Origin of the sequence: Streptomyces himastatinicus ATCC 53653, from assembly GCF_000158915.1 — a bacterium.
Lineage (GTDB): Bacteria > Actinomycetota > Actinomycetes > Streptomycetales > Streptomycetaceae > Streptomyces > Streptomyces himastatinicus.
Map to the genome: position 1 here is coordinate 360,340 of NZ_GG657754.1, position 14,119 is coordinate 374,458.

Consider the following 14,119-nt stretch of genomic DNA (forward strand, 5'->3'; position numbering starts at 1 on the left):
GTGCACCCGGTGGTCGTCCAGCCAGGGCAGGGTGGCGGGTGCCGGTGCTCGCGCGCCAGGAGTGGCGGAGGGATTCGCCGGGCACTTCGGTGTGGCTGCCGGGCAGTTCACCGGTGGACCGGGCGGAAGTGTCGGCGGTGGGTGCGGGGAGGGCGGGGGTGGCCCAGTGGGGGGTGCGGTCGAAGGTGATGGCGGGGACGTCGGCGAGGTCGCCGTCCCCGTACAGGTGCGCCCAGTCGACGGGGACGCCCGCGCAGTGGAGGGCGGCGAGCTGGGTGCGGAAGGTGGTGGTCTCGTCCTCGCCGCGGCGCAGGGTGGGCAGGACCACCGGGTCCCGGGTCAGATCGGCGAGGGTGCGGGCGACGGGGTGGGTGACCACGGGGTGCGGGGAGATCTCCACGTACACCAGGTGGCGGTCGGCCGCGGCGGCGGCGAGCGCGGCGGAGAAGCGCACCGGGCGGCGGAGGTTGGCGCACCAGTAGGCGGCGTCGAAGGCGGGGACGTCGTGCGGGTCGTCGAGGACGGTGGTGTAGAACGGGACGTCGGGTCGCCGGGGGGTCAAGTCGGCGAGGACGGTGCGCAGTTCGGGAAGCAGGGGGTCGACCTGCGGGGAGTGCGAGGCCACGTCGACGGCGACCAGGGCTGCGGGCACGCCGCGGGCCTCCCAGTCGGCGACGAGGCGTTCCACGCGGACGGTGTCCCCGGCCACGACGGTGGAGCCTGGCGCGGCCATGACGGCGACGGTGACGCGGCCTTCGGTGGTGTCGAGTTCGGCCTGTACCTCGTCGGCGGGCAGGCCCACGGTGGCCATGGCGCCGTTTCCGGCGACGCGGGTGAGCAGCGCGGAGCGGCGGCAGATGACCTTGACGCCGTCGGCCAGGGAGAGCGCCCCGGCCACCACGGCGGCCGCGACCTCGCCCATGGAGTGGCCGACGACCCCGGCGGGTTCGACGCCATGGGCGCGCCAGGTGGCGGCGAGGGCGGTCTGGAGCGCGAACAGCACGGGCTGGACGCGGGCGCAGCCGGTCACCGGCTCGCCCGCGCGGACGATGTCGAGCACCGAGAACCCGGTCTCGGCGGCGATGAGTTCATCGGCCTCGGCGAGCGCGGCGGCGAAGGCGGGTTCGCGCTCCAGCAGTCCGCGTCCCATGCCGGGCCACTGCGAGCCCTGCCCGGAGAACACCCACACCGGCCGCCGGGACACCTCGGCGCCCACGGCACCGGTCACCACCGCGGGGTGGGCCCGGCCGGTGGCGAACGCCCGAAGCGCCTGGGCGACTTCGCCGTGGGTGGTGGCCGTGACGCCGAGCCGCCCGCGGCCCGCGGCCCGGCGCAGGGCGAGGGTGTGGGCGATGTCGCGCAGCGGTACGGCCGCGCCGTCGCCCTCCAGCCAGTCGGCCATGCGCCGCGCCGCGACCGGAAGCGCGGCGGGGGACCCGGCCGGGAGGAGGACGATGTGCGGGTCGGTGGCGGTGGTGGTGGTGTGGCGCGGCCGCCGCGCACGGGGAAGGGCCGGGGTGGCGGGCGGCTGTTCCAGCACCACATGGGCGTTGGTCCCGGAGAACCCGAAGGAGGAGACGGCCGCGAGGCGGGGGCCGGTGCGCACGGGCCAGGGGGTGAGTTCCCGGGGGACGAAGAAGCGGGTGGCCTCGGCGTCGATGGCCGGGTTCCAGCGGGTGAAGTGCAGATTGGGCGGGATGAGGCCCTGGTTCAGGCAGAGGATGGCCTTGATGAGGCCGGTGACCCCGGCGGCGGGTTCGAGGTGCCCGAGGTTGGTCTTGACGGACGCCAGGGCGCAGCGGTCGCGGCCGGTGCCGTACACCTCGGCGAGGCTGCTGAACTCGACTGGGTCGCCGACCGGGGTGCCGGTGCCATGGGTTTCGACCATGCCGATGTCCCGGGCGTCGATTCCGGCGCGGGCGAGCGCCTCCTCGTACAGGGCGCGCTGGGCGGTGGGCGAGGGTGCGGCGAGTCCGTCGGAGTGGCCGTCCTGGTTGACGGCGGAGCCGCGCAGGACGGCGAGGACGCGGTCCCGGTCGCGGATGGCGTCGGTGAGGCGTTTGAGGACGACGATGCCGCAGCCCTCGCCGCGCACGAAGCCGTCGGCGGCGGCGTCGAAGGCGTGGCAGTGGCCGGTGTGGGAGAGCATGCCCATCCGGTCGAAGGAGCGGGTGACTCTGGGTTCGAACATCAGGGTGACGCCGCCGGCGAGGGCCAGATCGCATTCGCCAGCGCGCAGCGCCTGGGCCGCGAGGTGCACGGCGACCAGGGAGGAGGAGCAGGCGGTGTCCAAGGCCAGGCAGGGTCCCTGGAGGCCGAGGAGATAGGAGATCCGCCCGGCGGCGACGCAGTGCGCGTTGGACAGGGCCGAGCCCTGCTGTTCCTGGGTGTACCGGTCGAGGCGGTCCGCGTAGTCGTTGTAGCTGAGGCCGGTGAAGACGCCGGTGGCGGTGCCCGCGAGCCGGTCGGGCGGTGTTCCGGCGTGTTCCAGGGCCTCCCAGGCCACCTCCAGCAGCAGCCGGTGCTGCGGATCGAGGACGTCGGCCTCGCGGCCGGAGACGCCGAAGAAGTCGGCGTCGAAGCCGGACACTTCGCGCAGATAGCCGCCGACGGCGGGCAGTCCGGAGCCGTCCGCCGGGCCGGTGGGGTCCGGTGTGCCCCACAGGGCGGTGCGCTCGGCGGGCGGCGCGGCGACCGCGTCCCGCCCCTCGGCGAGCAGGTGCCACAGCGCGGCGGGCGAGTCGATGTCACCGGGGAGGCGGCAGCCCATGCCGACCACGGCTATGCGGGTGGGCGGGCGAGCGGAGGCAGGGGTGTTGTGACGCATCGGGGTCTCCGTGGGGGTGTTCGGCCTGTGGGGTGGAGGCCGGGGGGCGGTGTCGCGGGCTGAGGGGGTGTCGCGAGGTCGCGTCGGGTCGGCCCGCGGCGTCAGGGGGCACCTCCCGGCGGTAGCCGGGGGAGCGTGCGATCGCTGGGCGGAGGGCCGTCCTCGTGGGGGCACCTCCCGGAGTCCGGGGGCGGGTCACTCGGGCGTCTCAGCGGTAGCTGGGGAGCTGCCAGGCGTCGCGGGCCCGGCGGGGCTTTGCGGGCATCCTCTAGGTGGCGTCCGGGCTGCCCAGCAGGATCGCGTGCTTCACGCCACCGATCTGGTAGTTGAAGCTCAGCGCGTAGTCGAAGTCGAGGGGACGGGTGCGGGTGCCGGGGACCGGGTCGAAGGGCAGGCCGTCGGCGGGTTCCTCGCAGTTGGCGGTGGGGCACACCTCGCCCTGTTCCATCATCATCAGGGTCAAGGCGGCGCCGACGCAGCCGATGGGCGATCCGTGGTGGCCGAAGCACGCCTCCTGGGTGGTCACCAGGACGGAGCTGTCCGGTCCGTACAGCTCCCGGATGGCGTTGACCTCCAGGGCGGTGACGGCGGCGCCGCCGTCGCAGGCGCCGTTGACGTACGGGATCTGCTCGATCCGCCACCGGTCGCCGAGGCAGGCGCGGACGGCACGGACGAGCTGTGCGCCGCCCGCGTCGGTGGCGAGGGGGTTGTCGAGGCCGTCGCGGGTCATGGCGGTGGCGAGCACCTGGCCGTAGAGGTGTGCGCCGCGGCGCAGGGCGTGTTCCCGGCTCTCCAGGATCACGGTGGCGGATCCCTCGCCGTGGTTGATGCAGTCGGCGCGCCGGTCGTAGGGGCGCATGAGGGAGTCGAACGAGGCGAGGAGGTCCGGCATGGCGGCGGCGTCCATCGCCTCATGGGCGCGCTGGGCGCCCACTTGCACCTGCTGACCGTGCTGGATCAGGGCGAGGTCGAAGACGTCGACCCCGGTCACGGCGGCCATCTCGACCTCACCGGTGGCGATCATCCGGCGGGCGTTGCCGATCTGCACGGCGGCGGACGAGCAGCCGCAGGTCACCGTGAAGCAGGGGCCGGTGGAGCGCGCCGCCGCGGCCTGGACGACCGCGACGTCGGAGGGGGTCGCGCCGAGCGCGGCGGCGACGAACATCTCCACGCCGTCCAGCGCGGTGGCCTCATCGGTCTGGGTGTTCAGAAGCGAGAGATAGACACCGACGTTGGAGTCCACTCCGCCGCGGCCGACGAGCAGGGCCGCCTCGCTCAGATCCCCGGCCTGGAGGTCCAGTTCGGCGTCGGCGCAGGCCTCCACCAGGGACACCAGGCCGAAGCGGTGGGCGTCGGTGTAGTGGCGGGAGAAGAACTCGGGTATTTCGGGAAGCCGTTCGCCGAAATGTTCTGGGGTGAGGTTCACCGCACCGTAGGCGATGTCGCGCTGGACGAGGACGGAGCGGCCGTGGGAGGCGATATCCCACAACTGACCCGCCGTGAATACGGGCCCGGCGTCGCCCGGCAGGCAGAAACCCAGACCGGTGACCACGACGTCCCGCGGTCTTTTCACGGGGCCCTCCTGAAGCTGATAATAGTTGTCATGACGACCACCTGATCATCGTTCGGAAACGATTTATGGAATAGATGACGTTACGCCGCGGTAAGGACCACCGGAAGGTTGTGCCGTATCACCGAGGCGGGTACGGAAGGTACGGTGCCCGGATTCGTACGCCCGGCGCCCGGGCCACACCACCGCTCCGCTATCGGACTCCGTGTTCCCGCGCACGCCCCCTCTTGCAGAAAGTTCCTGAAAACCCGGGAAACCGTTGAAAAACACGGCGACTTGCGGGCATCTCATCGGTACGTCATTTCGACTGTTCATCACCGGTCGCCGAAAGGACCCCACATGGCGAACCAGTCCGCACCGTTCGACGACCTGGACCGCAAGATCGTCGCGGCCCTGGTGGCGAATGCCAGGGCGAGCTTCACGGAGATCGGCGCCGCGATCGGACTGTCGGCGTCCGCGGTCAAGCGGCGGGTCGACCGGATGCGGGAGAACGACGTGATCACCGGCTTCACCACGACCGTGCGCCCGGCCGCCCTGGGCTGGCGGACCGAGGCGTACGTGGAGGTGTACTGCGACAGCGCGGCCCCGCCGCGGCGGCTGGCGGAGGTCGTGCGCAGCTACCCGGAGATCACCGCGGCCATGACGGTGACCGGGGGCGCCGACGCCCTGCTGCATGTCATGGCCAGGGATGTGGAGCACTTCGAGGAGGTGCTGGAGCGCATCCGGACCGAGCCCTTCATCCGGAAGACGATCAGCTACATGGTGCTGTCGCATCTGATCGCGGGCAGCGCCGAGGCCGGCGCCAGTCCCTCCGCACCGCCCGGGGACCTGGACGCAATGAACGATCGCTGAACCGGGGAGAGACGCAACATCACTGCGCCAATGCGCAATTTTCCTTTCTTGTGTCCCCTCTCGTCCGCTTTCTACCGTTGAATCATTCCCCGGCCCGCGGAAGCGAGAGGACTGCTCCGTGCCCCAGACCCGTGTGCCGCGCCCCCGGCGCTTCCTGACCTGTCCCCCCAGATTCTTCGACGTCCGGTACGCCATCAATCCGTGGATGCGCGAGGACACCGTGGTCGACACCGCACTCGCCCAGACCCAGTGGGAGACGCTGATCCGCACCTACCGCGACCACGGCCACCGGGTGGAGACCGCCGAGCCGGTGCCTGGCCTGCCGGACATGGTGTTCGCGGCGAATTCGGCCCTGGTCCTGGAGGGCCGGGTCTTCGGCTCCCGGTTCCACGCACCCCAGCGCCGCCCGGAACAGCTGGCCTACACGTCCTGGTTCAAGGCGGCCGGATTCGAGGTGCACCCGCCGGAGGCGGTGTGCGAGGGCGAGGGCGACCTCGTGCCCGCCGGCCGGTTCGTCCTGGCCGGTACCGGGTTCCGTACGACGCGCGCCGCCCACCAGGAGGTGCAGGAGTTCTTCGGGGTGCCGGTGATCAGCCTGCTCCTGGTGGACCCGTACTTCTACCACCTGGACACCGCCCTGTTCACCCTCGACGAGGAGAACATCGCCTACTACCCGGGGGCGTTCTCCCCCGGCAGCCGTGAGGTCCTGGAGCGCCTCTTCCCTGAGGCGCTGATCGCCACCCGGGACGATGCCATGGCCTTCGGGCTCAACTCCGTCTCCGACGGCCGCCATGTGTTCGTCGCCCCGCGCGCGACCGGCCTCATCGCCCAGCTCACCGACCGCGGTTACGTCCCCGTCCCCGTCGACCTGTCGGAGCTGCACAAGGCCGGCGGGGGCATCAAGTGCTGCACTCAGGAGATCCGCTGATGACCGCACCCGCACGCACCGTCCAGGACACGGGCGCCCGCCCCGCGCGCTCCTCGGAGGAGCTGATCCGCGCCGAGGACTCCTCGCTCGCCCACAACTACCATCCGCTGCCCGTGGTCGTCTCCCGCGCCGAGGGCGTCTGGGTGTGGGACGTCGAGGGCCGCCGCTACCTCGACATGCTGGCCGGCTACTCGGCCCTCAACTTCGGCCACCGCCACCCGGCGCTCGTCGAGGCAGCCCACCGCCAGCTCGATCAGCTCACCCTCACCTCGCGCGCCTTCCACAACGACCGGCTCGCCGGGTTCGCCGAGGGCCTCGCACGGCTCACCGGCCTGGAGATGGTGCTGCCGATGAACACCGGCGCCGAGGCGGTGGAGAGCGGCATCAAGCTGGCCCGCAAATGGGCGTACGAGGTCAAGGGCGTCGCCCCGGACCAGGCGACGATCGTGGTGGCCGACGGCAACTTCCACGGCCGTACGACGACGATCGTGGGGTTCTCCAGCGACCCCGTGGCCCGCGAGGGGTTCGGCCCGTTCGCGCCGGGCTTCCGCGTCGTCCCGTACAACGACCTCGCCGCGCTGGAGGCGGCGGTCGACGAGACCACGGCCGCCGTGCTGATCGAGCCCATCCAGGGCGAGGCGGGGGTGCTGATTCCGGACGACGGCTATCTGCGCGGGGTGCGTGACCTCACCCGGCGGGCCGGGGCGCTGTTCATCGCCGACGAGATCCAGTCCGGTCTGGGCCGCACCGGCACCACCCTCGCGGTCGACCACGAGGCGGTCCGGCCGGATGTGCTGCTGCTCGGCAAGGCGCTGGGCGGCGGCATCGTGCCGGTCTCCGCCGTGGTCGCCGACCGCGCGGTGATGGGCGTGCTGCGCCCCGGTGAGCACGGCTCCACCTTCGGCGGCAATCCGCTGGCCGCGGCCGTCGGCTCGGCCGTGGTGGACCTGCTGGGCACCGGGGAATTCCAGCGCCGCGCCGCCGAGTTGGGCGAGGTGCTGGACGCCGGGCTGAGCGCGCTGCACGGCAGGGGCGTGACGGGGCACCGCTGCCGCGGCCTGTGGGCGGGGGTCGACGTGGACCCCGCGCTGGGGACCGGTCGCGAGATCGGGATGCGGCTGCTGCGCGAGGGCATCCTCGTCAAGGACACCCACGGCTCGACGATCCGGCTGGCCCCGCCGCTGACCATCACCCGCGAGGAACTGGAGGCGTCGCTGGCGTCGCTGGAGAAGGTTCTCGGCTGACGATACAGACCTGACCGAAGCGGGCCCCGCACAACCCGAAACAGACCCGAAGGCGACTTTGAGCGCCGGGCCGCATTACGTTCCATACGGCCCGGCGCTTCGTCATGTTCAACGCGCCTCCGAGATTCTTTTTCCAGGCACCGGACCGAGCCTCCGAACCGTAGATAACGCGCAGGTCACGGCCCTCTTATCGAGTTTTTATGTACGTTGTTGAGCATTCGACTGTTGCGGATCTCCCGATGTGGAACACTTCCTGTCAACTCGCTGGGAAGACCCGGCGGAGAGCATGAAGTCCTTGCAGGTCAGCATGGTTTGAGAAGGCGAGCGTGCAGGGTGCGGGAAGGAGTTGCGGCTGGAGTGGACACGGAGCCGGTCACGGTGACGGCCGCATACCGGGTGGACCCCGGCCGCGAAACCGAGTTCTATGCCTGGGCGATTGAGATGCTCAATGCCGCGGCAAGTCTTCCGGGATACCTCGGGGGCGGCGTCATGGGCTCCGGTCAGGCGTCCTCGGAGTGGCATGTCATCTACCGATTCGACAGGGAAGTATCCGCACAGGGATGGGAATCCTCGCTCGAGCGCGCACGGTTGGCGACTCGGGCCGGACCCTTCGTACAAGAAAAGGGAACGCAGCGCACCTCAGGGCTACAGAACTGGTTGAAGGGTCCGGTGCGGCCGCTGCCGCCGCCCCCCAAATGGAAACTCTGGCTGGTGAACCTGGGCGCCGTGTTCCCTCCGGTCCTCATGTTCAACGTGCTGGTGATCCCGTTCCTCGAGGGCACCAATTTCCTGCTGCGGACTCTGGCTCTGTGTCTTGGCGTGACCGCGATGGTGACCTGGCTCGTCATGCCGCGCCTACAGCGGGTCCTCAAGAAGTGGCTCTACCCGCCGCTTCAGTCGATCCGAGGACGTCACAGGCGCATGGCGGTGGACGGCCCGAAGCAAGGAGGCAAATCCGGATGGAATCGCTGAGGACGCTCCTCGTCGATAATTACGACTCGTACACGTACAACCTCTTCCATCTGCTCACCGAGGTCAACGGTGAGGAACCGGAGGTGCTTCTCAACGACGCGCCCGAATGCGCGGACATCGACCTCTCCGAGTTCGACAACATCGTGGTCTCCCCCGGCCCCGGACATCCGGCCGACGCCCGTGACTTCGCCGGTGCCGCCCGGCTCATCGAGCGGGCCACGATCCCGGTGCTGGGCGTGTGCCTGGGTCACCAGGGCATCGCGCTCGGCGCCCAGGCGCGGGTGGTGCCCGCCCCCGAGCCGCGGCACGGCCACCTCTCCCGGATCAAGCACGGCGGGAAGGGCATCTTCCGCGGCCTCCCCCAGGACTTCACCGCCGTCCGCTACCACTCGCTGTGCGTGGCCGAGCCGCTGCCGCTGGGCCTCCAGGGCATCGCCTGGTCCGAGGACGGCGTCCTGATGGCACTCCGGCACCGGGCCCGCCCGCTGTGGGGTGTGCAGTTCCACCCGGAGTCGGTGCTCACCGGATACGGCCACCGGATGTTCAGCAACTTCCGCGATCTGACGATCGAGCACGCCAACGGCGAGTCCGTGACGTCCACCGCCTCCCCCGGCGAGCCCCGCAAGCCCCGCGCCCCGCGTCCGAAGAAGCCGCTGGTGGCGAGCGCCCCGGCCGCGGACGGCGCGAAGGCCCGCTCCTACCGGCTGCACGCCCGCTGGCTGGCCGACGCGACCGACACCGAGGCCGCCTTCACCCGGCTGTACGCGGACGCGCCGCGCGCCTTCTGGCTGGACAGTTCGCGGACCCAGTCCGGCGAGGCGCGTTTCTCCTTCCTCGGCGACGGACAGGGGCCGCTGGCCGAGTTCGTGGCGTACGACACCGCCGCCAAGGTGTGCGAGATCGAGCGGCCCGGGCAGCCCGCCACCACCTACGAGGGCAGCGTCTTCGACTACCTCAAGGGAGAGCTGGCCGCTCGGCAGGTCCACGCCCCGGACCTGCCCTTCGACTTCACCGGCGGCTACGTGGGCTACTTCGGCTACGAGATGAAGGCCGACTGCGGCGCCCCCGGCCGCCACGAGGCCGCCACCCCGGACGCCTGCTGGCTGTTCGCCGACCGCTTCGTCGCGGTCGACCACCAGGAGGGCGTCACCTACATCTGCTGCCTCAGCGAGGACACCCCCGACGGCCACCGCGACGCCAAGGAATGGCTGGACGCGACCGTGACCGTGCTCAGCGGGGTGCCCGCGCAGAACGATCCGCTGCCCCCGCCCCCGCCGCTCACCACCACCGCCGCGGTCGAACCGTGGCTGGTCCGGGACCGGGAGAAGTACCTGGCCTCGATCGAGGCGAGCCTGCGCGAGCTGCGCGCCGGGGTGAGTTACGAGGTCTGCCTCACCAACTCCGCGTGGCTGCCCGCCCCGAGCGACTCGTACACCTTCTACCGGACGCTGCGCCGCTGCAACCCGGCCCCGTACGCCGCCTATCTGCGGTTCGGCGACACCGACGTGGCGTGCGCCTCCCCCGAGCGCTTCCTGCGCGTCACCCCGGACGGCATCGCCGAGGCCAAGCCGATCAAGGGCACGGCGCCGCGCTCCGGGGACCCCGACAAGGACGCGCGGGCGCTGGCCGCCCTCGCCACCAGCGCCAAGCCCCGGGCCGAGAACCTGATGATCGTGGACCTGCTCCGCAACGACCTGGGGCGGGTGTGCAAGCCGGGCAGTGTGTACGTCCCGCGGCTGATGAACACCGAGTCGTACGCCACCGTGCACCAGCTGGTGTCCACCGTGCGCGGCCGGCTGCGCCAGGACACCAGCACCGTGGACTGCGTACGGGCCTGCTTCCCCGGCGGCTCGATGACCGGCGCCCCCAAGCTGCGCACCATGGAGATCATCGACGCGCTGGAGACCGAGGCCCGCGGCGTGTACTCGGGCGCCCTCGGCTTCCTCAGCTGCAACGGCGCGGCCGACCTCAGCATCGTGATCCGCACCGCGGTGTTCACCGGCGGCCGGATGCACATCGGCGCGGGCGGCGCCATCGTCCTCGACTCCGATCCGGCCGAGGAGTACGAGGAGATGCTGCTGAAGACCGCGGCGACGATGCGCGCCTACGACGCCTCGGAGCAGCGGCCCGCCGGTGAACTGGACGACCTGCTGGTGGCGGCGGCCCCGTCGCTGCCGGACTCCCCCGCGAAGGAGCTGGAACGGTGACCGCTCTCTCGGATCTCTCGGATCTCTCCGGTCTTTCGGAGTCTGCTCTCGTCGACCCGGTCCTCGCCCACTCCGGGCTCGCGTTGTCCGGCCCGTCGGTCTTCGTACCGTCGGTGTCCGCCAACGTGGCCGCGCATCTGGCGGCGCTCGCCGACCGGTGCGGCTGGTCGTCCCGGCCCGCCTTCCTGGAGGCGCACCGGATCTGGACCCATGGCGAGGGTCCACGACCGTGCCGCGCGCGCCGCCACCGTGCTGGCGGGGGCGCGGGGTGGGTGCCGGTGACCGGGTGCTGATGGCGCTGCCCGACGGCGTCATGTGGGTGGCCCACGTTTCCTGGCCGTGGCCCGGCTGGGGGCGACGGCGGTGCTGGTCAACCCCGGGCTCACCGCCGACGACCACCGCTTCATGGCCGAGGACTCGCGGGCCGCGCTGTGTGTTTCGGGGCCCGACCTCGAGGGCCACTTCGACACCGACCGCTGGCTCGGCGCGGACCAGCTGTCGGCGCTGACGAACCCGGACGGCATCGACGCCGCGGCCGCGGCGCGGGAGGCCGAGCCGGTGACGGCCGACGCCCCGCTGTACGTCCAGTACACCTCGGGGACCACCGGCCGCCCGAAGGCGGTGACCCACACCCATGGCCATGTGGCGGCGTACTACGACCTGGTGGGCCGGGACGTGCTGGACATCGGCCCGGACGACGTGACGTTCTCGGTGTCCAAGCTGTTCTACGCCTACGGGTTCGGGAACGCCTTCGTCTTCCCGCTGTTCTCCGGGTCGTCCGCGGTGCTGAGCGCGCAGCGTCCCGGCCCCGGCCTCACCGACGACCTGGTGGCCCGGCACCGGGTGACCCTGCTGTACTCGGTGCCGTCCGCGTACGCCGCCCTGGTGGACGAGCGCGGCACCGGCCACACGACCTGCTTCGCCTCGGTGCGCGCGGCGGTCAGCGCGGGCGAGAGCATGCCCCGCGGTCTTGGCGAGCGGGTCGCCGAGATGCTGGGCGCCCCGGTGCTGGAGCAGATCGGCTCCACCGAGGCGGGCCACGCGTTCTGCGCGAACACCGTCTGGGAGAACGCCCCCGGCACCCTGGGCCGCCCGGTGCCGCGCTTCGAACTGGAGCTGCGGGACAGCGGCGGCACCGTGGTGGAGGCCGCCCCCGACGAGGTGGCCGAGGGCGAGTTGTGGGTGCGCGGGCCGACGGTGGCCGCCACCCGCCCGGCCGACGACGGCTGGCTCGCCACCCGGGACCGGGCCCGGCGCAACCCGGACGCCTCGTGCCAGCACCTGGGCCGGGTCGACGATCTGGAGATGGTCGGCGGGATCACCGTCTCCCCGCTGGAGGTCGAGGAGGTGCTGCGGCACCACCCGGCCGTACGGGAGGTGGCGGTGGCCGCCGTCCCCGACAGCCGCGGCGCGACCCGGCTGCACGCCTTCGTGGTGCCGACCGCCCCGGCGGCCGGGGGCCGGACGGTCGACGAGCGGGCCCTGTCGGACGACCTGATCGCGCTGGCCCGGAAACGGCTCGCCGCGTTCAAGGCGCCGCGCACGGTGCGGGTCGTGGCGTCCCTGCCCCGGACGCAGACCGGCAAGCTGCGGCGCCATGTCGTACGGACGGGTGCCTGGTGACCGCCCTGCGCCCCGCCCGCCGTGCCGCCCCCGCGCGCACCCTCGTGAACGATTCCGAACGGTAGGTACTGCATATGTTGGAGCGGCTACTCCCCGAGCGCGGGTTCTACCTCGGGCTGATGTTCCAGGAGGCCGCGGCCCGCCACGGCAGGGTCCGGGTGACGCTCGACCGGCCGCTGGACGTCGCGCCGGACGCCGGCACGGACCTCGGGTACACCGATCTGGCGGATCTGGTCGACGACGTGGCCGCCCGGCTGTGGTCGGCGGGGGTGCGGCCGAGCGAGCACGTGGCGATCCACAAGCGCGACAACGTCGACATCGTGGTGCTGGCCTGCGCCGTCTCCCGGATCGGCGCGGTGCCCGCGCTGCTGTCGCCCTCGCTGGACGGCAGGGTGGCCGCGGTGCTGCTGGACCGGCTGCACGCGCCCTGGCTGATCACCGACCGGGCCACGCTGGAATCCACCCTGAGCGGTCTGGACACCGGGCTCGCCCGTGGGGTGCTCACCGTGGACGAGGCGCCCGGGCACCCCCACGCGATCCCGTTCGCCCAAGTACGCCGGGGTGCCGCGCCGCGCGCCCATCCGGCTCCACCCCCGCGAACCCTCGCTCATCACGCACAGCTCCGGCACCACCGGCATCCCCAAGCTGGCGGTGCACTGCGCCCACACCATGTGGAACCGGCTCGTGCCGCAGCAGGCGCTGGGCCGGGCCACCCGCGGCGAGTCCGCCGCGCTGCACATGTCGTTCGTGCACTCGCGCTTCTACCATCTGCTGGGCGTGCTGCTGCACTTCGGCAGCCCGCTGCTGCTGCTCCTGGACCCCGACCCGGCCCATGCGGGCCCCCTGCTGGCCAAGTACCGGCCCGGCATCGTGGAGACCCACCCCAACACCTTCGTGCTGTGGGAGGACCTGGCCGAGGCGCCCGGGATGCCGCTGGCCAACGTACGGGCGTACGGCTCCACCTTCGACGCCATCCATCCGCGCACCGTGCAACGGCTGCTCGGCGCGTCCCGGCGGCGCGACCCGCGGCTCGTGCAGCTGTACGGGCAGAGCGAGACCGGGCCGATCGCCTTCGGCTGGTACACCCGGCGCGGCGCGGACCGGGTGCAGGGGCGGCGGGTGGGCACCGGCATCCCCGGGTTCACCCGGATCCGGGTGGTGGACGAGCGCGGCCGGACGTGTCCGCCGGGCAAGCCGGGGGCCATCGAGGCCCGTACCCGCGGCCGGATCCTCACCTATCTCGGCGCCGCCGACCAGTACGCCCAGCAGGTGGACCGCGGCTGGTGGCGGATGGGCGACATGGGGTACCGCGACCGCTGGGGCGCGCTGTACCTGCTCGACCGCGAGGTCGACCAGCACGCCACGGTCGACTCCAATCTGGAGGTCGAGGACGAGCTGCTGTCCCGGGTCGCCGAACTCCGCGAGGTGATCATCGTCCACGGGCCCAGCCTGGAGCCGGTGCCGGTGGTGTGCACCCGCGGGGACGAGCCCCTGGACGCCGGCCGCTGGCGGCTGGCCACCTCGGACCTGCCGCCGCTGGCCGAGCCGGTGCAGTGCCGCTTCGAGGACCTGCCCCGCACGAGCACCTGGAAGATCAAGCGGCTGGAGATCAGCCGGCTGCTGGCCGAGGGCGAACTGCCCACGCTGTCCACCGCCCGGGCCCATGGCTGACCCGGCGGAGGTCGCGGAGCCGGTCCTCGTGGTGGGCGCCGGTCCGGTCGGGATGACGGCGGCGCTCGCGCTGCGCGCCCGCGGACTGCCGGTCACCGTGCTGGAGGCGGGGGCGAAGGACCGGGTGCGGCCCGGCAGCCGCGCGCTGTTCGTGCACCGGCAGTCGCTGCGGCTGCTGGAGCGGGCCCGCCCCGGGCTCGGGCAGCGCGTCGCGGCGTACGGCAC

10 protein-coding genes and 1 pseudogene are annotated in these 14,119 nt (G+C 72.2%); 9 read left to right on the forward strand and 2 right to left on the reverse strand.

The window, feature by feature from the left end; translation table 11 throughout:
• Both SSOG_RS55405 and SSOG_RS01535 read right to left on the reverse strand, forming a co-directional pair.
• A partial coding sequence (locus SSOG_RS55405) for a type I polyketide synthase (RefSeq protein ID WP_009712424.1) occupies window positions 1-2,827 on the reverse strand: 2,827 nt, incomplete at its 3' end.
• A 268-nt stretch (window positions 2,828-3,095) separates the two neighbouring features.
• Complete coding sequence (locus SSOG_RS01535; protein WP_009712425.1) at window positions 3,096-4,400, reverse strand: beta-ketoacyl synthase N-terminal-like domain-containing protein; 1,305 nt, start codon at window positions 4,398-4,400, stop codon at window positions 3,096-3,098.
• 336 nt (window positions 4,401-4,736) lie between these two features.
• On the opposite strand from SSOG_RS01535, the gene SSOG_RS01540 reads away from it, so the two are divergent.
• The 9 genes and pseudogenes from SSOG_RS01540 to SSOG_RS01575 all read left to right on the forward strand — a co-directional run.
• Window positions 4,737-5,249, forward strand: coding sequence for an Lrp/AsnC family transcriptional regulator (locus SSOG_RS01540; RefSeq protein WP_009712426.1), 513 nt, complete (start codon window positions 4,737-4,739; stop codon window positions 5,247-5,249).
• Window positions 5,250-5,367: 118 nt separating this feature from the next.
• Window positions 5,368-6,177 (forward strand): dimethylargininase, encoded by an 810-nt coding sequence (gene ddaH, locus SSOG_RS01545; RefSeq protein ID WP_039936281.1) that lies wholly within the window; start codon window positions 5,368-5,370, stop codon window positions 6,175-6,177.
• Entirely contained in the window at window positions 6,177-7,421 is a 1,245-nt protein-coding gene (gene rocD / locus SSOG_RS01550) for an ornithine--oxo-acid transaminase (protein ID WP_009712428.1), read from the forward strand. Before ddaH ends, rocD begins: the two co-directional genes overlap by 1 nt.
• A gap of 357 nt (window positions 7,422-7,778) precedes the next feature.
• A complete protein-coding gene (locus SSOG_RS01555) occupies window positions 7,779-8,393 on the forward strand; it encodes a putative antibiotic biosynthesis monooxygenase (RefSeq protein ID WP_009712429.1) in 615 nt (204 codons plus the stop codon).
• On the forward strand, window positions 8,381-10,600 hold the full coding sequence (gene pabB / locus SSOG_RS01560) for an aminodeoxychorismate synthase component I (RefSeq protein ID WP_063631528.1): 2,220 nt from the start codon (window positions 8,381-8,383) through the stop codon (window positions 10,598-10,600). Before SSOG_RS01555 ends, pabB begins: the two co-directional genes overlap by 13 nt.
• Window positions 10,597-10,893, forward strand: coding sequence for a hypothetical protein (locus SSOG_RS57790; protein WP_009712431.1), 297 nt, complete (start codon window positions 10,597-10,599; stop codon window positions 10,891-10,893). Before pabB ends, SSOG_RS57790 begins: the two co-directional genes overlap by 4 nt.
• Window positions 10,894-10,915: 22 nt before the next feature.
• Window positions 10,916-12,223, forward strand: coding sequence for an AMP-binding protein (locus SSOG_RS01565; protein ID WP_009712432.1), 1,308 nt, complete (start codon window positions 10,916-10,918; stop codon window positions 12,221-12,223).
• A 74-nt stretch (window positions 12,224-12,297) separates the two neighbouring features.
• Window positions 12,298-13,894: pseudogene (locus SSOG_RS01570) on the forward strand (class I adenylate-forming enzyme family protein).
• Window positions 13,887-14,119: FAD-dependent oxidoreductase (locus tag SSOG_RS01575; protein ID WP_009712434.1), on the forward strand; the 233-nt coding region annotated here is incomplete at its 3' end. The pseudogene SSOG_RS01570 and the gene SSOG_RS01575, both read left to right, overlap by 8 nt.